This window comes from Vibrio sinensis, from assembly GCF_003605645.1.
GTDB lineage: Bacteria > Pseudomonadota > Gammaproteobacteria > Enterobacterales > Vibrionaceae > Vibrio > Vibrio sinensis.
The window spans coordinates 435,270-461,335 of the sequence record NZ_QVMU01000001.1 but is presented as its reverse complement, the minus strand read 5'-3'; the positions used below and the strand labels follow the sequence as shown (position 1 = coordinate 461,335).

At 40.6% G+C, this 26,066-nt stretch carries 26 protein-coding genes; 8 read left to right on the top strand and 18 right to left on the bottom strand.

Annotated features, from left to right (window positions below):
- Window positions 1–144: 144 nt before the first annotated feature.
- The gene (locus DZ860_RS01865) at window positions 145–765 is read right to left on the bottom strand and encodes an OmpA family protein (protein WP_120029532.1); all 621 of its coding nucleotides are present in this window, start codon (window positions 763–765) and stop codon (window positions 145–147) included.
- Window positions 766–995: 230 nt separating this feature from the next.
- On the opposite strand from DZ860_RS01865, the gene DZ860_RS01860 reads away from it, so the two are divergent.
- Window positions 996–1,613, top strand: a complete 618-nt coding sequence (locus tag DZ860_RS01860; RefSeq protein ID WP_120029209.1) for a thioredoxin domain-containing protein — start codon at window positions 996–998, stop codon at window positions 1,611–1,613.
- A gap of 18 nt (window positions 1,614–1,631) precedes the next feature.
- Window positions 1,632–2,105: a BamJ family beta-barrel-assembly machinery protein gene (gene bamJ, locus DZ860_RS01855; protein WP_120029208.1), complete on the top strand. Its 474-nt coding sequence runs from the start codon at window positions 1,632–1,634 to the stop codon at window positions 2,103–2,105.
- 121 nt (window positions 2,106–2,226) lie between these two features.
- On the opposite strand, the gene DZ860_RS01850 is transcribed toward bamJ, so the two are convergent.
- The 4 genes from DZ860_RS01850 to nrdD form a co-directional block, all read right to left on the bottom strand.
- The gene (locus tag DZ860_RS01850) at window positions 2,227–2,862 is read right to left on the bottom strand and encodes an ATP-dependent zinc protease family protein (protein ID WP_120029207.1); all 636 of its coding nucleotides are present in this window, start codon (window positions 2,860–2,862) and stop codon (window positions 2,227–2,229) included.
- Window positions 2,863–2,939: 77 nt separating this feature from the next.
- Window positions 2,940–4,121 (bottom strand): amino acid aminotransferase, encoded by a 1,182-nt coding sequence (locus DZ860_RS01845; protein ID WP_120029206.1) that lies wholly within the window; start codon window positions 4,119–4,121, stop codon window positions 2,940–2,942.
- 84 nt (window positions 4,122–4,205) lie between these two features.
- On the bottom strand, window positions 4,206–4,679 hold the full coding sequence (gene nrdG, locus DZ860_RS01840) for an anaerobic ribonucleoside-triphosphate reductase-activating protein (protein WP_120029205.1): 474 nt from the start codon (window positions 4,677–4,679) through the stop codon (window positions 4,206–4,208).
- A gap of 91 nt (window positions 4,680–4,770) precedes the next feature.
- The gene (nrdD, locus tag DZ860_RS01835; protein WP_120029204.1) at window positions 4,771–6,891 is read right to left on the bottom strand and encodes an anaerobic ribonucleoside-triphosphate reductase; all 2,121 of its coding nucleotides are present in this window, start codon (window positions 6,889–6,891) and stop codon (window positions 4,771–4,773) included.
- Between the two features lie 292 nt (window positions 6,892–7,183).
- Here nrdD and DZ860_RS01830 point away from each other — a divergent pair, with 292 nt between their 5' ends.
- Window positions 7,184–8,095, top strand: coding sequence for an endonuclease/exonuclease/phosphatase family protein (locus DZ860_RS01830; protein WP_120029203.1), 912 nt, complete (start codon window positions 7,184–7,186; stop codon window positions 8,093–8,095).
- A gap of 202 nt (window positions 8,096–8,297) precedes the next feature.
- On the opposite strand, the gene DZ860_RS01825 is transcribed toward DZ860_RS01830, so the two are convergent.
- The 3 genes from DZ860_RS01825 to DZ860_RS01815 form a co-directional block, all read right to left on the bottom strand.
- Window positions 8,298–8,753, bottom strand: coding sequence for a YeeE/YedE family protein (locus tag DZ860_RS01825; protein WP_120029202.1), 456 nt, complete (start codon window positions 8,751–8,753; stop codon window positions 8,298–8,300).
- Between the two features lie 13 nt (window positions 8,754–8,766).
- A complete protein-coding gene (locus DZ860_RS01820; protein WP_120029201.1) occupies window positions 8,767–9,186 on the bottom strand; it encodes a YeeE/YedE family protein in 420 nt (139 codons plus the stop codon).
- A gap of 150 nt (window positions 9,187–9,336) precedes the next feature.
- Complete coding sequence (locus tag DZ860_RS01815) at window positions 9,337–9,657, bottom strand: ArsR/SmtB family transcription factor (RefSeq protein ID WP_120029200.1); 321 nt, start codon at window positions 9,655–9,657, stop codon at window positions 9,337–9,339.
- 282 nt (window positions 9,658–9,939) lie between these two features.
- On the opposite strand from DZ860_RS01815, the gene DZ860_RS01810 reads away from it, so the two are divergent.
- The gene (locus DZ860_RS01810; protein WP_120029199.1) at window positions 9,940–11,592 is read left to right on the top strand and encodes an FAD-dependent oxidoreductase; all 1,653 of its coding nucleotides are present in this window, start codon (window positions 9,940–9,942) and stop codon (window positions 11,590–11,592) included.
- A 105-nt stretch (window positions 11,593–11,697) separates the two neighbouring features.
- On the opposite strand, the gene DZ860_RS01805 is transcribed toward DZ860_RS01810, so the two are convergent.
- From DZ860_RS01805 to DZ860_RS01780, 6 genes are all read right to left on the bottom strand, one after another.
- Complete coding sequence (locus DZ860_RS01805; protein WP_120029198.1) at window positions 11,698–12,867, bottom strand: MFS transporter; 1,170 nt, start codon at window positions 12,865–12,867, stop codon at window positions 11,698–11,700.
- A complete protein-coding gene (locus DZ860_RS01800; RefSeq protein ID WP_120029197.1) occupies window positions 12,864–13,556 on the bottom strand; it encodes an aspartate/glutamate racemase family protein in 693 nt (230 codons plus the stop codon). The genes DZ860_RS01805 and DZ860_RS01800 overlap by 4 nt, the downstream gene beginning before the upstream one ends.
- Before the next feature lie 243 nt (window positions 13,557–13,799).
- A complete protein-coding gene (gene phaC / locus DZ860_RS01795; RefSeq protein WP_120029196.1) occupies window positions 13,800–15,590 on the bottom strand; it encodes a class I poly(R)-hydroxyalkanoic acid synthase in 1,791 nt (596 codons plus the stop codon).
- A 56-nt stretch (window positions 15,591–15,646) separates the two neighbouring features.
- Window positions 15,647–15,994, bottom strand: coding sequence for a phasin family protein (locus DZ860_RS01790; RefSeq protein WP_120029195.1), 348 nt, complete (start codon window positions 15,992–15,994; stop codon window positions 15,647–15,649).
- Between the two features lie 26 nt (window positions 15,995–16,020).
- Window positions 16,021–17,235 (bottom strand): acetyl-CoA C-acetyltransferase, encoded by a 1,215-nt coding sequence (locus DZ860_RS01785; protein ID WP_120029194.1) that lies wholly within the window; start codon window positions 17,233–17,235, stop codon window positions 16,021–16,023.
- A 15-nt stretch (window positions 17,236–17,250) separates the two neighbouring features.
- Window positions 17,251–17,991, bottom strand: coding sequence for an SDR family oxidoreductase (locus DZ860_RS01780; protein ID WP_120029193.1), 741 nt, complete (start codon window positions 17,989–17,991; stop codon window positions 17,251–17,253).
- Between the two features lie 1,025 nt (window positions 17,992–19,016).
- On the opposite strand from DZ860_RS01780, the gene DZ860_RS01775 reads away from it, so the two are divergent.
- Window positions 19,017–19,628: a DUF2238 domain-containing protein gene (locus DZ860_RS01775; RefSeq protein ID WP_120029192.1), complete on the top strand. Its 612-nt coding sequence runs from the start codon at window positions 19,017–19,019 to the stop codon at window positions 19,626–19,628.
- On the opposite strand, the gene cutA is transcribed toward DZ860_RS01775, so the two are convergent.
- Complete coding sequence (gene cutA, locus DZ860_RS01770) at window positions 19,592–19,912, bottom strand: divalent-cation tolerance protein CutA (protein WP_120029191.1); 321 nt, start codon at window positions 19,910–19,912, stop codon at window positions 19,592–19,594. The two genes, DZ860_RS01775 and cutA, sit on opposite strands and share 37 nt — an antisense overlap.
- A 302-nt stretch (window positions 19,913–20,214) precedes the next feature.
- On the opposite strand from cutA, the gene DZ860_RS24280 reads away from it, so the two are divergent.
- Complete coding sequence (locus DZ860_RS24280; RefSeq protein ID WP_133305429.1) at window positions 20,215–20,421, top strand: hypothetical protein; 207 nt, start codon at window positions 20,215–20,217, stop codon at window positions 20,419–20,421.
- 2 nt (window positions 20,422–20,423) lie between these two features.
- Here the strand turns inward: DZ860_RS24280 and DZ860_RS01765 are convergent, their stop codons facing one another.
- The 3 genes from DZ860_RS01765 to DZ860_RS01755 all read right to left on the bottom strand — a co-directional run bounded on the left by DZ860_RS01765 (window position 20,424) and on the right by DZ860_RS01755 (window position 23,550).
- Window positions 20,424–21,071 carry an HAD-IA family hydrolase gene (locus DZ860_RS01765; protein ID WP_120029190.1) on the bottom strand — a complete coding sequence of 216 codons (648 nt, stop codon included), beginning with the start codon at window positions 21,069–21,071 and terminating at the stop codon, window positions 20,424–20,426.
- Between the two features lie 145 nt (window positions 21,072–21,216).
- The gene (locus tag DZ860_RS01760) at window positions 21,217–22,962 is read right to left on the bottom strand and encodes an HD domain-containing phosphohydrolase (protein WP_120029189.1); all 1,746 of its coding nucleotides are present in this window, start codon (window positions 22,960–22,962) and stop codon (window positions 21,217–21,219) included.
- 75 nt (window positions 22,963–23,037) lie between these two features.
- Complete coding sequence (locus DZ860_RS01755) at window positions 23,038–23,550, bottom strand: flavodoxin (RefSeq protein ID WP_120029188.1); 513 nt, start codon at window positions 23,548–23,550, stop codon at window positions 23,038–23,040.
- A gap of 202 nt (window positions 23,551–23,752) precedes the next feature.
- On the opposite strand from DZ860_RS01755, the gene DZ860_RS01750 reads away from it, so the two are divergent.
- A complete protein-coding gene (locus DZ860_RS01750; RefSeq protein ID WP_120029187.1) occupies window positions 23,753–24,223 on the top strand; it encodes a CreA family protein in 471 nt (156 codons plus the stop codon).
- A gap of 396 nt (window positions 24,224–24,619) precedes the next feature.
- Window positions 24,620–25,924, top strand: a complete 1,305-nt coding sequence (locus tag DZ860_RS01745) for an inosine/guanosine kinase (RefSeq protein WP_120029186.1) — start codon at window positions 24,620–24,622, stop codon at window positions 25,922–25,924.
- Window positions 25,925–26,066 lie beyond the last annotated feature (142 nt).

Here is a 26,066-nt window from a genome sequence, read left to right as displayed (position 1 = left end):
ACAACAAGGAGAACCAGCGATTCATTCTGATGACTTAGCATTATTGGATGGGAATATAACGACTTTTGCAAGCAAGAATAGCGACGATGTCACTATTCTTGAGATAGTAGATGTTGAATGATGATTTTCTAGGCGGATTTAGCCTTATAGGTCGCTTGATACAATCAGCAGCAATTCAGCCCGACGATTACATGCCTTTCCACCACTGGTTAAATTTGAGCAAGTTGGGTTGTACTCACCGTAGCCACGAGTAAACACTGACTGTTTGCTCACGTTGTTACGGAGCAATTGCTGTTCGACAGCTTTAGCTCGTTTTTCAGATAAGCGGTCATTAAACCCAGCATTACCAGTACTATCTGTATGCCCATCGATAATCACATCAATATTTGGCTGAGAACGTAAGAATTGAGCCATTGTTTGTAGCCATTGAGCAGACTGCGCTGACACACTTGAAGAGCCAGTATGAAACTTCACGCTATCAGTCAGTTTAATCACTAAGTGATTTCCTGGCATTACTTCATAGCTCACGTTGTTTTGAACCAGAAAGTTCTGTAATACATCGTATTCTGTCACTGTTGTGCGCATTCGAGTGTTGCCTTGAACCTCGGTAGCGACAGGTGCTGGTCCATAACCCCATTCTGGATGAATTACATCGTGTGCATTTTTAGGGGCAACATCTAACAGATTATCTTGCAACAATGACGATGTTTCCATGCTGCTACAGCCAGCCATTAACAACAATATGGGCCATACTAAATATTTCATCATTTCACCACTCACTTCTACTATCTACTGTTGTTGCTATCGGCAACACGCCTTTGTTCTTTAACAGATAATAGAAAAAAATGGCGTGTTGCGCTCAAATTCTTCTCATAGTGCGATTTTAGAAACAATTAGCTATTTAAATTAATGCAACAGGAGTGTTTTTGTGACGCACATACAGGTAAAATCAACCGTAACAAATATGCAATTTCACGTTTTTTAGAGATCTCATTATGAAAAAACTCATCACTCTGTTCATCGTCGCTGTAACCACAGTGCTAGTTGGTTGTTCAGACAACAACGTTCCTAAAGAAGGTGAGCAATATCAGAAGCTCGCTGCAAACCTATCTACATTCAGACTGCCACAAGTTACAGAAGTCTTTTCGCTTAATTGTGGTCACTGTCGTCAAATGGAAAATGAATTACCAGAACTTGAAGAACTGACTGGTAAGAAGATTGGTAAAGTCCACGTTACCTTTAATGAAAGTGCACAAATTGGCGCAATGATTTACTACGCGGCTGAAATGCAAATTGGTACTGCACCAGATCACGCTATGATGAATGAGCTATTTGCAGCATCTCAAATGGGTGATGGCGCAACATTAGCACAGAAGAAACAAGCTATTGATGAGGCGTTTCAAAGCCGCGGCTTAACTAGTCCTTATAATTTTACTGAGAAGCAACAAAATCAACTTTTCCAAGCAATGAATCTTGCGGATGAAATCACCACTACTGGTAATATTTCTTCTGTACCAACATTCATTGTTAATGGTAAATACCTAGTGATTACCTCTGGCCATCAAGATGCACAAGGTATTGCTGACACGATTAATTTCTTGTTAAAAAAATAGATTCAATGGATAGATACTATGACTAAGTTTGTTTTCCCTATTATCATTTTTGTTCTCGCAGGTTTCTTTATTTACCGCACCTGGACAAACCACAAAGCTGCTGATGTAAATTTCAGCCAAGGCCAAGAGTTTTTACTTGAAAATGGTAAAAATGAAGGTGTGATTACTACCGAAAGTGGCCTGCAGTATCAATACCTTGAGAAAGGTGATGGTACAGTTCACCCTATCGCAAAGAGCCGCGTTAAGGTGCATTACCACGGTACATTAATCGATGGTAGTGTGTTTGATAGTTCAGTTGATCGCGGTGAGCCAATCAGTTTTGCTCTAAACCAAGTCATCAAAGGCTGGCAAGAGGGTCTAACTTACATGGTTGTCGGCGACAAGGTTCGTTTATTTATTCCAAGCAATCTTGCTTACGGCAAAGGCGGTTCTGGTCCGATTCCACCAGCATCTACATTGATCTTTGATGTTGAGCTTCTTGATATTCAATAAGCTATCAAATTTAGAATAGAAAAAACCCGCTCATTTGCGGGTTTATTTTTATATCAAACAAATGGCGCTATCTCCATTTTACAATTAGCCTAAGCATATTTGGGGATAGACTGAATGAATTTTATTCTTTGTGTTTATCTTGAATGTACTTTTGGCTGACATCTACGACGGCAACACCATTAACAAAACTACGCCCAAGCAAAATAGGGAAAGTAAGATGAGTTCTATCTGCTAAGGTAAATTCTGTTTGAGCTTTGTAATCGCCCATCTGTAACCAAGCAACAACCACAGCTCGTCGTTGCGTACCCTCTGCACTTGATTGACGAATTTTAACCCAGCGCTCTACTGGTAGTTCGATCTCATCACTGTTGATGCCATCATGCTCAATCTTGAACTTAACCCAATCTTCCCCGTCACGCTCAAATGGCTGAATATCTACTGCACTGACGGAAGATGTGGTTGCGCCCGTATCGACTCGGGCTTTAAAACTCTCTTTAAGGCCTGGGATATAAACCCACTCTTGTTCACCCAAAATTAGCTTACCATCTGATGTGGTTTTCGCTTTCATGACAACTTCGGCTTTCGTTGTCTCTACCTTTTCTTTTGTGACATTGTCACTGGAACTAGCCTCTGAAACTACTGCGGTTTGTGCAGTAGTGTTTGGATCCGTTTTCGGTGATGTATTTGTCGCTACATCACATGCCATTAAACCAAAAGACGACAATAACAATAACGCGATCTTTGTTCTATTTTTCATTCGCTTCCCCCATCAGCTGAATAAAATCTCGGACTTAAATACAAAAAGCCCGTCAATGACGGGCCTTCTATTTACGTTTAAGATACTTTTATAATGGCATCTGCAACGTACGGAATATCTTTTTCCGAGAGACCTGCAATATTAATTCGACCATCCCCCACTCCGTAAATGCCATATTGTTCACGAAGTTGCGTCATTTGGTCTTGACTAAAGCCTAGCACAGTAAACATGCCCTTGTGGCTTTCGATAAAATCGAATTGTGTCGTATTGTGGTTATTTCTCAACTCATTACATAAGGTTTGACGAAGGTTTAACAAACGTTGCTGCATTTCGCTCAACTCTTGTTTCCAAATTGACGTTAAGCCTTGATCTGAGAGGATAGTTTTAACCAAAGCTGCACCATGATCCGGTGGCATGGTATAGGTAGCGCGAGCAAGTGTGAGTAATTTGCCTTTCGCATTATCAACATCGCGCTGGGATTTACCTACGACAACCGCTGCACCTGTGCGCTCGCGATATAGGCCAAAGTTTTTAGAACATGACGTCGTGATCAACATTTCTTCTACACGTTCCGCCATGTAGCGTAAACCTTGCACATCTTGCTCAAGGCCATCACCAAAACCTTGATAAGCCACATCGACAAACGGCGTGAAACCGTTTTTTTGGGCGAGTTCAGTAATCGCTTGCCATGCAGAAAAATCGATATCCGCCCCCGTTGGATTATGACAACACCCATGAAGTAGCACCACATCGTTGGGCCCAGCTTGAGAAAGGTCAGATAACATTTTTTCCGCATCAACTTGCTTGGTGACGGGAGAAAAATAATGGTAATACCTAACTTTCAAGCCAGCCGCTTCCATCACTGGTTTATGGTTAACATAACTTGGATTTGAAATCCAAACCGTCGTATCCGGCTGAGCTACTTTCATTAAATCGCCGAGCATACGCAAAGCGCCACTTGCTCCGGGCGTTTGAATCGCAGCAACACGATCCGTTGCAGAGGTACCCTCAAGCAACAAATTGATCATGCACTGATTGAATTCTTCACAGCCAGCTAAGCCAACATATGATTTAGTTTTTTGCGTTGAAACCACAACATCTTGCGCCTGTTGTATTGCGCGCATAATCGGAGTTTCGCCTGCACTATTGCGGTATACGCCAATCCCAAGATCGACCTTTTCTTTGCGCATATCATTACGATATGCCACTGAAAGAGAGAGGATAGGATCTAAAACTGGTGTTGGTAGTTGAGAGAACATGAAAGTCACAACCCTTTGAAATTCAAGTATGACTTGTAACTTAACATTAACTTTCGAATTTAAAAAACAGTTTTTATACTCAAATTACGCTATGTCGGTAAAGCGATGAATAATTTGATTTGAACTGCCACGCCATTCTAAGTTGAGATCTCTCTTCTCTTGTACAAATTTACCATCTATTAGAACGTCGATTAGCTCAACTACTGCTTTTTGGTCAGCATCAAGTTCTGCTAAGGTGTAGCCTGTCCACATCCAAATATCTTTCCCCGGACACTCATTACGAACGCGCTTAACCAATCGAAGTATATCCGCTACATTCGCAGGATGCAGAGGATCACCACCAGATAGCGATAAGCCACGGCGTTTGATTCGAGTATCATTTAAATCTGAGATGATTTGGTCTTCAGCTTCCTGCGTAAAATAGACACCAGAATCCAAACGTTGAGTTGACTGGTTGTAGCAACCACGACACTGATGAATACACCCAGATACAAATAGGGTGCAGCGCGTGCCGGGTCCATTAACCACATCGATTGGATAATATTGGTGAAAATTCATAACATCTTGCCTATCTATTTTTTGACACTTTAAATGCAAATCAACCTGATAGAATCAGGTTGATTTGGTTATTCTCAATAAACGTTTGTTTTTACAGGTGCTTAACGCGACGTTTAACTTCTTCTTGTTTACCAAAGTTAAACGGACGTGCATCTGGGCTTCCAAGGTAGCCACACACACGACGTGTCACTGACACTTTAGTTGAGTCGTGGTTACCACAACTCGGGCAAGTAAAGCCTTTACTTGTACAATCAAACTCACCGTTGTAGCCACATTCGTAGCACTCATCAATCGGTGTATTAGTACCGTAGTAAGGCACTCGGGTATAGCTATAATCCCAAACGTTTTCTAGTGCTTCAATATTACGCTGCATATTCGGGAATTCACCGTAACAAATGAAACCACCACTTGAGATTTCAGGGTATGGCATCTCAAAATCAATCTTATCGTACGGGTTTACTTTCTTCTCTACATCAAGGTGGAAGCTGTTGGTGTAATAACCTTTGTCAGTTACACCTTCAATCACACCGAATTCTTTTGTATCGATACGGCAGAAACGGCTACATAAGTTTTCACTTGGCGTACCATATAAGCTGAAGCCATAACCGGTTTCATCAGTCCACTGATTAACAGTGTCTTTCATGTACTTGATAATGTTCAGTGCTTTTTCACGTAATTCAGAATCGTCATAAACGTGATTGTCTTTGCCGAAAAGTGCCATCATGGTTTCATGAACGCCGATGTAGCCTAAGGAAATCGACGCGCGACCATTTTTAAAGATGTCTGCAATAGAATCATCCGCTTTCAGGCGAACACCACATGCCCCTTCCATATACAGGATTGGTGCAACCCGTGCTTTCACATTTTCAAGACGAGAAATGCGTGTTTCTAATGCTTTACGAGCAAGCTTAAGTTTTTCATCAAGCAACTCATAGAATTTGGTTTCACTGCCTTGAGCACGAATCGCAATACGAGGTAGATTCAAGCTAACAACACCAAGGTTATTACGACCTTCATGGATCAGTTCGCCGTTCTCTTCGTAAGTGCCAAGGAAACTACGACAACCCATTGGCGTTTTAAATGAACCCGTGATTTCAACGACTTTGTCGTAGTTCAATACATCTGGGTACATACGCTTAGAAGCACACTCTAGAGCAAGCTTTTTAATATCGTAGTTTGGATCTTCCGCTTTATGGTTTAAACCATCTTTAATGCCAAACACCAATTTTGGGAATACCGCAGTTTTGCGATTCTTACCCAGGCCAGCAATACGATTTTTAAGGATAGATTGCTGAATCAAACGAGATGCCCAGCTAGTTCCTAAACCAAAACCAAAAGTAACAAACGGCGTTTGACCATTCGCGGTATGCAGAGTATTTACTTCATACTCTAACGATTGGAATGCGTCATAACACTCTTTCTCTGTACGTGAGATAGCGAATGCTTCAGGGTTAGGGATATCCCATTCTTTCGCAATTTCCATGTGCTTGTTATAGCTAGTCATAACATACGGCTCTAACACTTCATCAATACGGTTGATGGTCGTGCCGCCATAGATGTGGCTCGCTACTTGGGCAATAATCTGCGCTGTTACTGCGGTTGCTGTAGAAATTGACTTTGGTGTGTCGATTTCTGCATTACCCATTTTAAAACCATGCGTCAACATACCTTTTAAGTCGATAAGCATGCAGTTAAACATTGGGAAAAATGGTGCGTAGTCTAAATCGTGATAGTGAATGTCGCCAACATCATGTGCTTGAACAACGTCACGAGGCAAAATGTGCGTTTTTGCATAGTGCTTAGCGACGATACCAGCAAGAAGGTCACGTTGAGTTGGGATTACCTTGCCATCTTTGTTCGCATTTTCGTTAATCAGATCAAGGTTACTTTCTTCAATCAAACCTTCGATTTCACGTGTTAAAGCACTTTGTTTTTCACGTGCGATATCACGGTCATGACGGTACTCGATGTATGAACGTGCTAGTGCTTTATAAGGCCCTTGCATCAGTTCATTTTCGACGAGGTCTTGGATTTCGTGGATGTGAACTTCATCGTGATCTTTAAGCTGTAACTCTACCGCAAGAGCAACATTTAGCGCGTAAATAGCCGTGTCTGGATCTTTATGATCCATCGCCGCTTCTACTGCTGATTGAATGCGATCTCTATTAAACGGAGCTCTCGAGCCGTCGCGCTTGATTACGATTGGTTTCACTTTTTCTCCTTACCCAGACATACTCACAGACTTATCCACAAATACACTATATAGGGCTAATTGTTATTCGACTAACACAATATGTTGTGGCGTATTTAACGAGAAGCACCACTTAAAAACATTGATTTGGATCAATAAAAGCAAGCTACAGCACAAGAACAAGTCGATCTTATTGCTGCCGATCCCATATAAAAAGAAATCGATGCAAATTGCAAAATTGCATTAATTTTTCTTGCTTTTTGACGAGGTCTTGTAGGATAAAGGCTCGATATCATTGCAAGGAAAATTCGCTATGGAACGCAAAAAAATTCGCCTCATTTCTCTCTTTTCTTGCCTGCTTATTTCTCCAGCAGGTTTTGCCGACACATCGATTAAATTTTCCACATGGAACATTGAGTGGTTAACGAATGACCCAATAAAGTCGATCAAAAGCACCCAAAGAGAGGAAAAAGATTTTGCCGCTCTCGCTAACCATTTCTCTACAATGAAAAGTGATGTGCTCGCGTTTCAAGAAGTCGATAGTGAACAAGCGATTGAAAAGCTAGTAGGCAATGACTATCACATTTATTTGTCTGACCGCGCTAATCGAAGTTATCAACGCAATCAGTTTGACGATATTAATCAATATACGGGATTTGCTATCGACAAAAATATCCCTGTATTAGACAAGCCAGACATTAAACTCGACAAAAGTCCCGGGAGCAAACTTCGCTTTGGCACCTACGTTATCTTGTACCCTGACTCAGACTCCCCCATTCACGCCCTTTCTATCCACTTGAAAGCACGTTGCAGTGGCAAGTATAAAAACAATCGTCACTGCCAAACTTTAAAACAGCAAGGTATTCAACTTAACCAATGGATTTTGGAGCGAGAGCAACAACAGCAACCTTACATCATCTTGGGCGATTTCAATCACAACCTTGCCTATCGTAATGACTGGTTATGGAATGATGTGACCGAGGGAACTCAAGCGGTATTGTTAACTGAAAGCACCAACGCGAGCTGTAAAGTTCGTTCTAACAAGAATCCGAACAAAACCCACCAGTTTCGTTCATTGATCGACCACATTATTACTAGTGATTTGCTGCTTAGCCACAACACAGTCCAAAATAGCTTCAACACTGCTGATGTATTGAACTTTCAGATGAGTGACCATTGCCCGATTAGCACTGACATTGACACGTCTAATCTTTACGGTAAGTAAATAAAGAAATAATGAGGAGCGAGGAAATATATAGATGAGAGATTGGGATTGAGATTGGACTTACCCCAATGTAGATTATAGTGGTCGACTAAAAGACACGGTAATCTCTCATAATGACACTCCCGATAGGCTCACTATCACTAAAGATGACGTTCTAATCGTCAGCCAGTCGAATAGTGAGCCCTAAAGAGTAGAAGAGAACTTAAGAGGTAATATCTAAAGACGTTGGCTTTTTGTTTTGCAATACCGCCTTTGTAATTAATGATGTAGCGAGCATAGAAACAATAAATAATACAATGCCTATATTACCAAATGATAAGCTACTCACAGCCGGCCCTGGGCAAACACCAGCAATTCCCCACCCTAGACCAAAAATACTTGCGCCAAAAATTAACGAAGTATCAATATTCTGTTTCGATGGGATACAAAGTGCCTCACCGGTTATTGCATTATTCTTAGGACGGATAAGGAAAAAATAACTTGGCATAAACACAGCAAGTGCTCCGCCCATCACAAACGCTAAGCTTGGGTCCCATGCACCTGTTACATCCAAAAATCCGATTACTTTTTCGGGACTGATCATGCCTGAAACGGCCATACCTGTCCCAAACAACAAACCACTGGTTAAGGCGATAAGATAGAAACCGATACGATTCATTGAAACATCCTCCCTAAATAATGTGTTGGCGTACATAAACCGTCAAAACGGCTACGAACATAAAAACACACGTGGCAACAATAGAACGTTTTGATAAGCGCCCAATACCGCATATACCATGCCCGCTTGTACATCCATTACCTAAACGTGTACCTACGCCAACCAAGGCGCCTGCGGCTATGTAACCAATTAACGAAGTATTACTCATGTCAGGTAACGGAATATCAAACAGATTAACGCCTAATGCACCACCAGCAATCATCCCTATGACAAACAGCCAACGCCAAACATAGTCGCCTTTTTCTGAAGACAACAAACCGGTGAGGATACCGCTAATGCCCGCGATTTTTCCGTTAAACAAAAGTAATAACGTCGCTGATACACCCAGTAACATCCCGCCCAATAAAGACTCCCAAGGAATCATCCCTAACATATTCACCTCGTCGTTAATTTAGCTGCACACGTCATTCATGAAGTTACAGCATTGTGCTACGTTCGAGCCCTCTCTATCACATACTTTACTTGTGTTTCAGTATGCTCAGGGGCATTTGGGTTACCGCTTACCTGCGGATTTCTTAACTATCTACGATTGTTTATCGCAACAAAAAACACTGTGCAGACTACCAATTAAAACTTGGACGCGCGGATCCGCCAATGAATAAAACACTTGCTGTGATGCTTTGCGAGCAGCTATCAAGTTGTGCTTTCTCAACACGGTTAAATGCTGGGAAAATGCAGATTGGCTTAATGTCGACGCTTGCAAAAGCTCGCCGACACCCACTTCTCCCTGTGTTAATTGGCACAGCACCATTAACCTTTCTGGGTGGGCCATTACTTTAAGCAATTCAGCGGCTTCTATTGTTCTATCTTGCATTTCTGACATGCTTAGTGGCTGTGTACTCATGACTCACTCCGATATTAACTGTGACATAAATGTTACTAGAGAGATTAAATTAGTCAATACTAATTTAGGATTGTAAAAATTAGTAAAATTAATATTAGACTTTTCTAAATTACACCTTTATGATTTTGAAACTGGATCTTTCATCGATAGATTCGAATGGAACAATAGCTAGCAAGTGGGTCGACATCACTAACGAAAAAACATCAATATGAGATGCTCTGTTTTGTCTAGGGATAAACGAACAACAGAAGCTATATAGATATATCAATAATGGAGAAACCAATGACTAAGATAGTAATTATTGGCGGTGTTGCAGGTGGAGCGTCAGCTGCAGCTCGCGCGAGACGTTTAAGTGAAGATGCTGAAATTGTCATGTTTGAGCGAGGCCCGTTTGTCTCTTTTGCAAATTGCGGCTTGCCTTACCATATTGGTGGTGACATTCAAGATCGCGACAAACTTCTGCTGCAAACTCCAGAAAGCTTCTTAGCACGGTTTAATGTTGATGTTCGAGTCATGAGTGAAGTCGTTCAAATTAACCGCCAAGATAAGTCTGTTACAGTTAAAAACTTAATCGACGGCAGTAAATACACTGAACAATACGATTTTTTACTCCTTAGCCCGGGTGCAGCGCCCATTGTTCCTCCTATCGCAGGTATCAATAACCCTCTAACGCATTCTCTACGCAATATCCCTGACATGGATAACATTATCCAAACCATCAAAACTAACGATGTTAAACATGCAACGGTTGTAGGTGGGGGATTTATTGGTTTAGAAATGATGGAAGCGTTTCATCAATTAGGGATCAAAACCACACTGCTTGAATTAGCAGACCAAGTAATGACACCTGTTGATCGCGAAATGGCTGGATTTGCTCACGAAGAGATTCGCTCTCATGGTATTGATTTAAGACTCAACACAGCATTAAGCGCAGTCGAGTACTTACCAAATACAAACGCACTCACTCTGTCATTGAGCACTGGGGAATTGCTGCATACTGATCTATTGATCATGGCTATCGGTGTTCGCCCAGAAACCAAGCTTGCACAAGAAGCAGGACTACAAATTGGTCAATTAGGCGGCATTTACACCAACGAGTTTATGCAAACCAGTGACGAATCTATTTATGCAGTTGGTGACGCCATTGAAGAAGCTGACTTCCTAACAGGTAAGCCAACACTTGTACCACTAGCGGGTCCCGCAAACCGACAAGGTCGTATGGCAGCAGACAATATGTTTGGCCGTTCAGAACGTTACCAAGGTACTCAAGGTACCGCGATATGCAAAATTTTTGACCTCGCCATTGCATCGACAGGCAAAAACGAAAAACAGCTAAAGGCTGATGGCGTTAGCTACGAAAAAGTATACGTCCACACCGCTAGCCACGCGAGCTACTACCCAGGTGCAGAAACCGTTTCATTCAAAATGCTATTTGATCCGGTAACAGGTAAAATTTACGGCGCTCAAGCAGCCGGTAAAGACGGAATCGATAAACGTATCGACATCATGGCTGTGGCACAACGCGCTGGTATGACCGTGGAACAGCTGCAACATTTAGAGCTGACGTATGCTCCACCATTTGGTAGCGCTAAAGATGTAATCAACCAAGCGGCATTTGTTGCAAACAACATAATCAAAGGTGATTTAACTCCGATCCATTTCGATGACATCGATACACTGAATGACAACCAATTGCTCTTAGACGTGCGTAACCCTGGTGAGCTTGAAAATGGTGGTTTCATCGAGGGAACAATCAATATCCCAGTTGATCAACTTCGTCATCGAATGAATGAGCTACCAAAAGACAAAGAAATTGTTATTTACTGTCAAGTCGGGTTACGCGGTAACGTAGCGTACCGTCAATTGATCAACAATGGCTACAAAGCGAGAAACTTGATTGGCGGTTTTAGAACTTACACATTTGCCAAAGTTTAATCATTAACAGCAACTCAGGTAGTAACACTGGGTTGCAAATTCGGTTTATTCACTGCCTATGAATGTTGGGGACCGGTTGGTCCCCTTTTTTATAGCGTTAATTTCTTATGCCATCGCTTTGTTAGTTCGATATTGGTCAAACACAAACAACAAAATCACGATCATCACAAAAGGTAGCACGTAAATATTTAGCTTCTCCCAACCGATAGTCGCTTCTAACCAACCCGACAGTAACGCAGTGACCGTTACACAGCTAAATACAAAAAACTCGTTAAACGCTTGAGCCTTTGAACGATTATGCACCTGATAAGATTGACTAAATAATCCTGTTGCCGCAATGAACATGAAGTTCCACCCCACCCCCAGCAAAACTAATGCGATTGTGAAATGCCAAATCGACTGTCCATGGATATTAATGAGTACACACAAAACAAATAAACACCCACCGGCTAAGATCATTAAACGGGCACCAAACCTTTCAATCAACTTACCAGTAAAAAATGCGGGAACAAACATTCCGAGAACATGCCATTCAATAACACCAGCCGCTTTATCGAAATTAAACCCACATCCAATCATAGCAAGAGGCGTCGCTGTCATTAATATATTCATTACTGCATAAGCGACCATTGCAGCAAACACGGCTAACATAAAATTAGGTGCTTTGATGATATCTTTTAATGGATCAGATTTTGTTGCCACATTCCCAGCAACAACCGATGGAAACCGAATCGTTTGCAATAACAAAAGAGCGAGAGCATTCAATGCTATTAACGACATGAATGCACCAACATAAGAAGTGTCACCAAACCATTGTTGAGAGTAAATCGCTAGATTGGGTCCAAGCAACGCAGCCAGAACACCACCAGCCATTGAAATCGATATTGCTCGATGACGAGCACTTTCATCACAAAGCTCTATTGCCGCAAAGCGATATAAAGTGCCAAATCCAATACCAATTCCCAGCAGGAAAGTTCCAAAACAAAATAATTTGAAATCACCTTGGCTTAACGCATAGGTAGAAAGCGAAGCTCCCGAAATTCCGACAACATTGCCGATACTAAACCCTTTTTTCCTACCAATCTTTCCCATTATCATTGATGCTGGAATCGTTGCGCACATCAACCCAAGAAACTGCAAAGCCACCGGGAGCGTAATTAAGCTATCCCTTGGAGCAATATCTTCTCCAACTAACCCAATAACGGAAATCAATAAGATGTTTCCCGTCATGAGAAGCGCTTGGCAAAGGGATAGCAGCCAAACATTTATATTCAATTCAATGCCTCTTGAACCGCCGCTTGTGCATGAATTTCGGTGGTATCAAAAACAGGAACATCACAGTCTTCATTCTTAACTAACAAGCCAATCTCAGTACAACCTAGAATCACTCCCTCAACACCTTGTTCCGCGAGATCCGCGATGATGGTGCAATAATCATCTTTCGATTGAGAAGTGATGATACCTTGGACTAACTCTTTATAAATGATGTCGTGAACTAATTGACGTTGCACACCATTGGGTACCACGACTTCAATGCCAAACTTCTCCGTTAAACGACGCTTATAAAAGTCTTGCTCCATTGTAAATGCAGTACCTAAAAGGCCTACCTTAGAAATACCTTGGTCGACCAAACGTTGTCCGGTTGCATCTGCAATATGAACTAATGGAATGTCGACCGAGGCTTCAACTTGCTCAGCGACCTTATGCATAGTGTTAGTCGCGATAATCATAAAGTCAGCACCTGCACGTTGGAGTGATTGTGCAGCCTCAATTAAGATCACCGCTGTTTCGTCCCATTTCCCCTGATGCTGTAACTTTTCAATTTCAGCAAAATCGACACTGTTAAGAATAATCTTCGCTGAATGCAAACCACCAAGTTGGTGTTTTATACCGAGATTTAATAGCTGATAGTATGTCGTTGTCGATTCCCAACTCATTCCGCCGATAACACCAATTGTTTTCATAATCCGTCTCTTTAAAATTGCGTCCAATATGCTCTCGAGTGATATCGCTATAACCAGTTAACTTAATTTCCCAAAAGCCTGCTAGGTGCTTATCGTAAATACTAATGTCACGATTAACAGAGTGAGGATAACTTCGATCGCGAATACAACACTAAATCAAAACTACTTTATAAATACAAATATAATTTGATGAATCGACAAATTAAATTCAAAAAAAACCCTGAATTAACAGGGCTTTTTACGTTATGACTCTTTTACTTCTGCATCTTCTATAGGAAGAACCTGCTTTACATATATCCCAGGAGCATTCCTTAAGATTGGAAATTCTTCATTTCCTTGCGTATAGGGTTCAATACGTTCAGATGGTGAAGATCCAAGTAACCACTGATGCCAATGCGGCCACCATGATCCCTCTTGATGCGAAGCATTGTTGAGCCAATCTTCAGCGTTATCGTCCAACGCCTCATTGACCCAGAACCCATATTTGTTTTTAGCCGGATGATTCACAATACCCGCAATATGACCCGATTCCCCAAGAACAAACGTTTTGTTACCACCGACATTCAAAGCTCCGCGGTAGGTTCCTTGCCACAAAGCAATGTGATCTTCTTTGGCTGAAATAAAGTAGCTAGGAACTTTAATTTTATCGAGATCGATCCAAACGCCACCGATTTTAACGCCTTTATCTTGAACTAGCTTATTTTCAAGATACAGCTGACGTAACATAAAGTTATGACACGGTGCAGTAACGTTAGTGCTATCACTATTCCAATAGAGCATATCAAAATCGACTGGGCTCTTACCTTTCAGGTAATTATCGACATAGTAATTCCAATACAAGCTATTTTCACGTAAGAGGCTGAATGTCACGCTCAATGAGCGACCATCCATGAAACCACGAGCGTTATTCTGAGCCTCGATAGCATCGATAATGGTATCGTTGATATAGGCTCCAACTTCTCCCGGTTGAGAGAAATCAAGTAGCGTGGTAAAGAATGTGGCACTCTTGATGCGTTTTTTCATACGCTTCGCTGCATAGTACGACAAAGTACATGCTAAGACTGTCCCGCCAATACAGTAACCAGCGGCATCAATTTGAGACTCACCGGTAATGGACTCAATTGCAGTCACCGCTTTAGCAACGCCTTCCGTTACATAATCACCAAATTCAACATCACGTTGAGCTTCGCTCGGATTTCTCCAAGAAATCAAAAATACGGTTTGGCCTTGTTCTAACAACCAACGAACCATAGAGTTCTTTTCACGAAGATCTAAGATATAGTATTTGTTAACAAATGGAGGAACGATGAGAAGTGGTGTCTTGTGAACGGTCTCTGTTAGCGGACGATATTGAATCAATTCAAATAATTCATTTTGATACACCACATCGCCCGGTGTATTCGCCACATCTTCACCCACTCTAAACGCATTATTGTTAGTCATGCGTATCTTCAAGATATCAGCGCTTGAATCAAGATCCTCTCTTAATTGTTCTAACCCTGACAATAGGTTCTCACCATTTTGTTCTAAGGTAAGTTTAAGAAGTTCTGGGTTAGTTGCGATGAAGTTACTTGGTGAGAGAGCGTTGATAGCTTGACGAGAAAAGAAGCTCAAACGTTCTTTGCTCTTTTCATCTAGCCCGTCGACACTATTAATTGTCTCTAGATAAGTTTTACTAAACAACAAATAAGACTGTTTAATAAAATTGTAGAATGCATCGTTTTGCCAACCTTCATTGCTAAAACGTTTATCACCTTTGTCTGCTTCTACAAGAGATTCAGTATTGCCACTTAGGGCAACACTTTGCCAAATAGCGAGCTGCTGCTGCCACCATTCGGTTTGTACCTTAAGTAGGGACGCAGGCTGATTTGCTGCACTTTCAAATAACTTAGCAGTGTCTTCTAAGCTCACTTCTTGCATTGCCTTATTCAAAGGAGAATTTGCGGCTGCCCTGTTTAGTTCTAGATCTTCCCACCACTTTTGATTGGTTTCTTGGAGCTTGACAAGGTAGTCCGAAAAGAAGTGTTGATACATAATGTGACTCCTGTTTTCGGAAAAAATGCCGCCCTAAGGCGGCAAAGTAGACAACGTTACGCAGGAGTCACTGTTTTTAGATTGTCTGATGTCATTTGGTCGACATCATCCTTAAACTCTTTTGCAATCGCTTGAAGCTTATTACTGTCATCCATCATCTGCTGAGACAGTTTGTTCAGAACGTTAAGCTGTTGACCATTAAACGCAGTTAAAGATACGACGTCCTTTACTTCGCCCGCTGCTTTCATTTGCGTTAGGCCCATTTCACTATAAGTACGAATGGCATTAAGCTGAAGCTCCGTCATCACTTCAACATTTTTAGTCACTAACTTGTTGAATTTAACGTATGGTTCTAATGTTTTTTCAGTTTGATCTGTGAAGCCTTTAAAAAAATCCGTGTACATAATGTTTCTCCTAAGTGTGAAGCTGATTAATTTGATTTGATTGCTTTAACAACAACTGCTGTTCCCATACCGCCACCCACACATAGTGATGCGACGCCATATTGATTACCACGACGGTTCAACTCGTGAATAAGCGAAACAATAATTCGGTTGCCCGATGCGCCTAGTGGGTGTCCTAGTGCAATCGCGCCTCCATTAACATTGGCTTTGTCTAATATAGAGTTCACTGGCACATCATGCTGCTCTGCCAGTTGATGGACCACTCCGAGCGCTTGTGCGGCAAATGCTTCGTTTAATTCATATAAATCGATGTCTTGAGTAGTAAGATCGGCTTTTTCTAAAGCTTGTGTCACTGCTTTAACCGGACCTAGCCCCATAACCTTTGGATCAATACCTGTTTGTGCGTAACTTGTTAGTTCCGCAATTGGTGTTAAGCCAAATTCAGCAACGGCACTTTCGCTGGCTAAAATAATAGCGCTAGCTCCATCGTTAATCCCCGATGCATTACCTGCCGTCACCGTGCCTTCTTTATCAAAAGCCGGTCTCAGTTTTTGCAGACTGCTCAGTGTCGCGTTGTTTTTTGGGTACTCGTCGGTATCAAATGAAATAGTTTCACGACGTACTTTAATATCGATAGCTACGATCTCATTTATAAAGCGTCCTGCCTCAATTGCAGCAATCGCTTTTCTTTGGCTAGATAAAGCAAATTCGTCTTGTACTTCTCGATCTAAACCGACTTCCTTCGCGATATTTTCCGCAGTAACACCCATGTGGTAGTGATTAAATACATCGGTAAGACCGTCTGTAATCAACAAGTCAGACAAATTCATATTGCCCATTCTATGACCGTCACGAACATTGCTTGGTACGATAAATGGTATCTGTGACATCACTTCAACCCCAGCAGCCACAACGACTTTTGCATCTCCGGATTTAATATGACTCGCGGCATCCATCACGGTTTTCATACCACTACCACACACCATATTTAATGTATAAGCAGGGACGCTTTCATCGATTCCTGCGAGCATCGCTGCCTGACGGCCAATACCCATGCCCTGACCTGCACTAATCACATTCCCCACGATAACTTCATCAATGATCTTAGGATCAACGCCACCGGAAAGTAGTGCTCCCTCAATCGCCTTCGCTCCTAAGATTCCAGCCGAACTATTTTTTAATGAGCCACCAAAAGCTCCAATTGCGGTACGCTTAGCCGCAACTATAAATATTTTTTCCATAATGCCCCCAAGCCTTTAGTGCATGTATAAGCCGCCGTTGACATTCAACGTTTCACCTGTGATGTAAGCCCCACCATCACCAACCAAAAATGAAACCGCTTTGGCAATTTCCTCGGGTTTAGCTAAGCGCTTTAAGGGAATCGACGATTTTATCGACTCAAGCACTTCTGGTTTCATCTCTTCAACCATTGGGGTTGCAGTATAACCTGGTGCGATAACATTTACGGTTACGCCACTACGAGCACCCTCTGCTGCAAGTGCTTTTGAAAAACCAATCATTCCAGCTTTGGCTGCACTATAATTCGCTTGTCCAAACTGACCTTTAAGGCCGTTAACGGATGAAATATTGACGACTCGACCATCTCCCTTTTCGCACATAGCGGCAAATAGAGGTTGTGTGACATTAAACAAGCTGTTTAAGTTGGTTTGAAGCACATCGTCCCAAGACTGATAAGTCATTTTTTTGAACATGCCATCACGAGTAATACCAGCATTGTTAATAACAACGTCAATCGTCCCTTCTTGCTCTAGCAAATTTCCCAAACGTTTTGCGCATTGCTCAGTGTCTGTTACGTCTAACTCAAACAAATGCACTTGATCTTTATTGAAATTATTCTCATTAAACCAATCTAGTGCACATTGATGATTGCCAGTAAAATACGTTGCAATCACACGATATCCATCAGCGACCAACTGAGATGAAATAGCAGAGCCAATTCCTCCTTTTGACCCTGTTATTAAAGCAACTTTATTCATTAGCAGACTCCATTCTCATACACAAATTAAACTTAAAGGTTTTCCACAGGCAGTTAACTATTTATATTTTCATCGATAAGGTAATTATAAAAAACAACCACAAACTTTGTGCCTATATATTACTCAACCGTAAACACTATATTTTTTTGTTCAATGGATTTTTAGTAATTAGCCTCTAATATTGATCGTGATCTCACTTAACATGAAATGTAACAAAAAGGTTAACCAATTAAATAAGTCATTGATTTTACATTAATTTATGAATTTAAAGTTTAAACACTAAAACTCATAACCTCCTGTTTATTATAGTTTTCATGGTAATTTGTGAGCGCACTCAAAGTAAAATATAAAATCTTACCTCCATCAACCTTGCCACTATGTAGCAACAATCGATATTCCACATGCATAATCAAATGTACTTTAGTTAAATTAATAATATTTAAATTATCAACAAAAAGTTATGCACTCATATAATTATTAAATTTTCCACCAACAAATTTACGTTTTATGTACATACTAAAGTATGAATATTACATATAGAGAAAGTTAATATTACCGTTTCTTTAAATCATCCATGTAAGATATTTATAACAAGACAAATAACATACAAAACAAAAATCAATTCAACAAAGCAATTAACTACTTTCATTCAATTGATTACGTTGAGTATTGAAATAATAATCAAAATTCCATCCCAAACATCGTTGATTTGTAGGATGTAAAAAGTATCCCCCCGAACGTAGAGGCTCCATAGCCGCAACAGACCTATTTTGTGAATTTGGGTAGTAAGAAAAATCAGGCATACTATTAGTGACAACTTACATGATTACCCCTGCACTAATAAGGATCTAAGTCAAGCAACGCCTAATATTGGTTTAAGTGCATCTATCATTCAATGATCAAAGCCACGAAAGCACTCGTTTCCTGACCGGTCCTCTCAGTAAACGAACATTTAATTGAACAATGTTTTATTGCATGTCATGATGAACTTAGTCAATACAACACCATACTAAATAGGAAAAACAATGCACCAAAACTATACGACAACACTTAAAGCTCTTGCTTTACTCTATAGTGCTGTGTTCATTTTTAGTGCTATAGATCCATTCTCTCGAGCTGTTTGGGTCGCGGAAGTTATCCCAGCGATCGCTATCTTGAGCGGAGTTTTTCTAATCTCTCGTCATTATCGATTTAGTAAAACAAGTTATTGCCTAATGTTCATCTGGTTATGCTTACACACGATTGGCGCAAAATATACGTTTGCTGAAGTGCCATTTGATTGGTTTAACAATCTATTTGATTCAAATAGAAATCATTTTGATCGCGTCGCACACTTCTCAATCGGCTTGTTTGCCTATCCAATAGCTGAGTACTTGGTTAACAGAAACCTAGCGAAGCCCTTTATAGCATTACCTTATGCTCTATTTGCCATCATGGCGCTAGCGGCAGGTTATGAAATCGTCGAATGGTGGTACGCAGCGATCGCTGGTGGAGAAGAAGGAATCGCCTTTTTAGGATCTCAAGGCGATATTTGGGACGCGCAAAAAGATATGCTAATGGATACACTTGGAGCACTGACCGCACTCTTTATTTTTGTAACTCAACGTCGCGTATTTTCATTTAGCCAAGCCAAGTAAGGATTAAATCCCTCTTTAAACGGAATTTGCACAATTTGTGGAGTCTCATAAACATGATGTTCAACAATTAATTGTTCTAAAGCCGGATAACAGCGACGTGTAGTTTTTATGATAAGTAGAACCTCATCATCAGAGCACACCTCGCCTTTCCAAACGTAGTGACTATTAATCGCTAACGTTTGTATGCATGCTGCTAGTTGTTGCTGCAATACTTCATTAATCAATTTGTCGCGATTTTCAGGCAAATTTGTCGTCGTTAAGACAATACAATAAGGGGAACTCATTATTTACCTCCCTCCGAATCCATACATAATCAAAACAAAGTATGCATCGATGTCACGGATACGCCAAGAGAGAAATTCTTAGGGGAGAGAGTCCGCTAGCCGCAACAAACTCAATTTTATGAGATTAATCGCAACACTTAATGAAATTATGAAACAACCCGTATCAAGTAAAGTCTTATGACTAAAATCCATTGATTGAGTAGGGATTAAGAATTAGTCTTATTATATAAAAATAATATTACTAATTTATCCTTAAAAAATAACTACATACACTGTATCTTCTCATTGCTGCCGGAGAAATAATGAATAATAACAATACACTAAATAGTAACGGTCTGTGCTGCCCTTTATGTGGAAATCAGGAATATCTTATCTCTGACTCCAACAAAATGCTTTGTGGTGGATGCGGTACGTTCTTTGATGATTTAAAGCAAGTCGTTAAAGCTCTGCCAAGTACGCAAATGAACCAAACATATATTCACTGTAATAATTCACTACTCACGAATTGAGTTTATAAATATTCGATTGCTTGAGTTAAGTTACTAATGCGAATTGCATCTCCGTTACTCTGCTGAGTGTAAGAGCCGATTAGCTGTAAGGTCCTTACACCAGCTCGCAATCCTGCTTCTACACCTTTAGGTGTATCGTCAATATACAAGCACTCACGTAGAGAATACCCCATATTCATCGCACTATATTGAATCAAATCGGGTTCAGGTTTCCAACTATTGGCTTCAAAGGCTGAATATACTTTACCATTGAAATACTTAATCAGGCCCGTGAGCTTTAGAGACTCTTCAATCTTATCTTTAGGTCCGTTTGATGCAATACAATAATCAATCCCATTTTCTTCCAGATAACTAAGTAAACCTATAGCACCGTTCATCGGTGTTAATTTCTCACAAAACAACTCTTCAAGCTTATTACGATATAACGGTTCAAGTTCATCAATTGATGCATTTAGGCCAATTCGCTGACAGGTTGCTAAGAGAATATCCGCAAGTTTACCTCCCTCAAAGTGCGCCATAGCTTCTTCTTGACTCATTGACATGCCATAAAGCGATATAACAAAACACAAAGCTTCACAACATAATATTTCGCTATCAATAAGGGTGCCATCACAATCAAATATAACGCAATTAACTTTGGAGTGATTCATACTGTGCTCTCTAATGCTACTGGTTATCTCATCATATTCGGCATTCGAATTACATGCATGACATAGTTAACAGTTTGATAATTATACGTTGCACTAATTTTAAATAATTCTATTTGTATCACTCTCTGAATTATTAATGCATTTATTAAGAATGCGTTTTATCTGGATAAACTCCCCTTATCACTACAAAACTAGAAATGTGTTTTAAAAATAATTGAGTCAAGTCTGGATCGAATTGTCTCCCTTGCTGATCTCTTAGGAAGTCAATCACATCATCAAGAGGCCATGCTTCTTTGTAACAACGTACGCTGAGCAAAGCATCAAATACATCCACAATAGCGGTGATTCGAGAAAAAATATGAATTTCATTCCCTTTCTTACCTAATGGGTACCCCTTTCCATCCCATCTTTCATGATGTTCGTAAGCGATCGTTGCCGCAATTTTAAATACGTCTCCCTTACTAGAATTTAATAATTTATAGCCAAAATCCGTGTGTTTTTGCATTACCTCCCACTCTTGAGCGTTCAATTTTCCGGGTTTATCGAGTATTGATTCAGGGACTGCTATTTTACCGACATCATGCATAGGACTAATGATCTCTAATAACTCAATCTCCCGATGAGTTAGTCCTTTCAACCTTGCGAGATGAGCTGATAACTTAGCAACCCGACGAACGTGGTTTCCAGTTTCGCCAGAGCGTGTTTCTATCGCATCCCCTAAGACAACAATCATATCTTTTTGGGTTTTCAACGTCCGTTTTTGTAATTGGACGATACGCTTATTCTTCTTATTCAGCTCTCTTCGTTGTTTCAGTGTTATAGCTTGAGTCACAATCACCGTGAAAAGGCTCATAATCAGAACAAATACAATCGAGAGCAATTGCCAGTTATCTTCGAATACATTTTTGGGGTTATTTAATATGATCGTATCTTTCATCAAACGAGTATGTGGTATTTGAAATCGTTCTAACGCATTAAAATCAACAACTGGACGACTGAATTCTCTCTGTTCTGTATAAGGTTTAAAGTTCAGTGACAGAAACTTGTCCAATGATTGCATCATCTGTATTCCAAGTTCTTTCGAGCTATTGACATACCCTCCCATCACTCCGCCACTAATATAGAACTCCCAAAAAACAAAAACAGGTGCCGCACTCTCACGAGCGACTTTATACGCAATATCTCGATAACTGTGGTAATAACCAGCTGCCAGATCTGTATTATAATGAGTCAGAATAATCGCATCATTTTTATCAATACCCGCTAAGAATTGCGTCGCTTCTTGAAGAGATAGGTCTCTTAATTCGACGATACTAACCTTTTTATTACGTGAAAACGCTTCAAATGCAGTATTTCTTACCAGCTCCGAGGTTGAGCTTCTATCCGCCAAGTAATAGAGAGTATTTAAGTTGGGTTGCAATGTTTCGATGAGATCTAGGGTCTGCTTAATATTATCTTTTTCATAAATAATATGGCTTCGATTAGAGACACTAGATAGGTCAGCAAACGGATCATTAATGCCAGCGGCAATAATTGGAAGATCATAGAAAGGGTTACCAGGCCAATTTTTAACCAAATTTAACGCGTTATCGTCAGTGATAAGAACAGCATCAAATCGATAGTTCTTATACTTCGCTTCAAAGTATCGGATAAATAATCGTAGATAATCAGGTTGATAAACCCGTTTAGTATCAAGATATTCGATGGAGAGCTTGATAGGCGCTTGAGCATTGGCTATGCCAAGATTAATACCTTGCTGAAACTCATCAGTCCATGGGTAAGAAGCGCTATATGAATGAATGACTAAGATATTCTTAGTCGATTCATTCGATGCGTGAACCTGTGTGGTGTTAAGCAGAAGAGCGATGATAAATAATGCACGAACAATCACGGTTTATCATAATCTTATATCATATTTCGAAGTCAAAATATTAACAGATATGATACCGGTTGATATTCGGAAACATTATTTTTCTCGATAAATATCACTGTAATCAATGTCACTATCACGTGTTTTTTGCACCAGTGCACTGATAAATGCACTCTCTAACACTTCAAATTTTTCTGAACTAAAGCTTAAATCAGAAATCAACAACTCTTTACCTGATGTTGTCACAATGGCCGCAGCTATCGCCTCGCCACCACTAAACGCCAAATATAAATCACAAGGCGCTGAATAGATAATCTGAGACAAGAATTCGACGACAAGGCTCTGATCAGCTTGATTGTCCCATTGTTTTGCTTGAAGTAACGAGAAAGCGACCGTGAGGCGATGAAAATCAACTAAGTAAACATCATCTAAATTCAGTGGCTGATGTTCAATGACATCAGTGCCAATCTGACAGTATGTTTTTTCCGCTAACTTTTGTTTATATAGCTCGCGACCAGCGAGGCTTTCTGGAGTTGGAAACTCAACATTAACATGTTGAAAAAGCCACTGATTTTTTAACTCTGCGATTGCTGGTTTAGGCTGCAGCATGGGGAAAACCTATATATTCTCTATTACCGTGAGCTTATCACGAAAGTGGTATCACACAAGTTTTATCACTATCTCTTTATAATCGCTATATGTAAACCTCGCAGTGCTTCATCTAATCTTTGTGTAAATCAACGGCTAAGGTCCACTTGTGACGAAATTCAGTATACTATTCTAGCAACGAACACAACTCTAGGAACCACCAATGATTAAAAAAATACTCTTTGTGTCAGCACTTACCTTGGGATTAAGCGCTTGTGATAGCCGTGAAGTCGGCGATGTTAGCCTTGGTATGTTTACCATGAAAGACATCAAAATTGGTCACCTTAAAGATGACGTAGTGACCGGTGTAACTTGCCATATTGCTTCTATCGAAGCAGACTTAAGCTTATCTGATCCAAGCGATAGTTCGATCTCATGTCGTCAGACTGGCGAAATCACCCCGGAGATGATTGCAAAGATCGATAAAAGTAAATCTGGTGAAGTGGTGTTTAAACAGTCCAAAAGCATTTTCTTTAAAACCATGAAAGTAAGACGTATCTACGATCCAGAAAACCAGACCCTACTTTATCTTTCATACACAACTAAAGAAACGGACGGAAGCTTCAAGCACAGCTTGTCAACGGTTCCACTGTGGGGAACGAAAGCATACACAGAACCAACTGTTACCCCATAAGTAAAGAATATCGTTCCGTGAAAGCGCACCGCTATAAATACACGCTGCTATAAACATTAGTATCTCAACGGCGTGCTTTCATTTCTCACTAAAATAAATGTTAACTTTTCAATGAGCGTCTTATCTTTTGGTGGTCTACAAACGGCTCTATACGAGCTTGGTGTTCCATTTTATTTGACTACTAAAATCGGGGCATAGAAGAGTACAAATTTTAAACATGGAACTGTGATGCGTTTTAACGAGTCCACCTCTCTTCATTATTTACGCTAATCTGTTGAGAAAACAGGCTAAAAAAAGACCATTTATCTACCTTTCGCACATAGCCATGAAAATAAGATGAAAGCTAATTTCTGATAATGTGATATAATTCAGAAAATTTCCAACTCCTTTTAAACGATGAAGTTTCCTGGTCAGCGTAAATCTAAGCACTATTTTCCTACTCACGCTCGCGATCCGCTCGCGAACCAACTACAGCAAGTACCTAAGCTATACCGCCCTATTGTGGTCGGTGTCGGTCAAACGATTGTTGATATCGAAGCTCGCGTTGATGATGCGTTCTTAGCAAAATACGAACTCAGCAAAGGACACTCCCTTGTTCTAGAAGAAGCGAAAGCAGACGAGCTTTACGTCGAACTAGTTGAACGTGGCTTAATCACACATCAATACCCTGGCGATACTATTGGCAATACGCTGCACAACTATTCTGTGTTGGCGGATAGCAAATCAGTATTATTAGGCGTGATGTCTAAGAATATCGAAGTGGGTTCATTTGCCTACCGCTATCTGTGCCGTACTTCTTCACGTATGAACCTCAATCACTTACAAGTGGTTGAGGGCCCTATTGGTCGTTGTTACACCTTGATTACTCAAGATGGCGAACGTACATTCGCAATTAACGAAGGCCACATGAATAAACTGCGTGCAGAAAGCATCCCTGAAGATGTGTTTGATAAAGCATCAGCATTGGTGGTTTCATCATACCTTATGCGTGGCAAGCCTGAAGATCCGATGCCTCAAGCCGTTAACCGAGCTATTGAAATCGCTAAAGCGAAGAACGTACCTGTTGTTTTAACGCTTGGGACTAAATGGGTGATTGAAGGCAATGCTGAGTGGTGGCAACAATACATCAAAGATCATGTCACTGTAGTTGCAATGAATGAAGAAGAAGGCCAAGCATTAACTGGCTTTAGCGACCCATTGCAAGCAGCCGATAAAGCCCTAGATTGGGTTGATCTTGTCTTGTGTACAGCTGGTCCGAATGGCCTTTACATGGCGGGTTATACTGACGAAGAAGCGAAACGTGAAACCGAGCTTCCGATGTTGGATGGAAACATTACTGATTTTAACAAGTTTGAATTCAGCCGTGCGATGCGTAAGAGTGAATGTGCGAATCCGGAGAAAATCTATTCTCACATTGGTCCATACCTTGGTGGTCCATTAGAGATCAAAAACACTAACGGTGCAGGTGATGCTGCATTATCTGCTCTATTGCATGATATGGCAGCGAATAGTTTCCATTTAGTCAATGTACCATCATCATCAAAACACGATCAAAGTTACTTAACATACTCATCCCTTTCACAGATATGTAAGTACGCTAACCGAGTAAGCTACGAAGTGCTGACACAGCATTCACCGCGCTTGGGGCGTGCATTACCAGAACGTGAAGACAGCTTAGAAGAAGCGTACTGGGATCGATAGATACCAACAAAAAACCCTCCAAGAGAGGGTTTTTTTATATCTATACTTTTATGCACAGAGAGAAGTATTGTTTTAATAACAAGCTATGATTGACAAAGCGATACTAAGAAAGCTCATATTCTGTCTAAGTAATATTTACTTT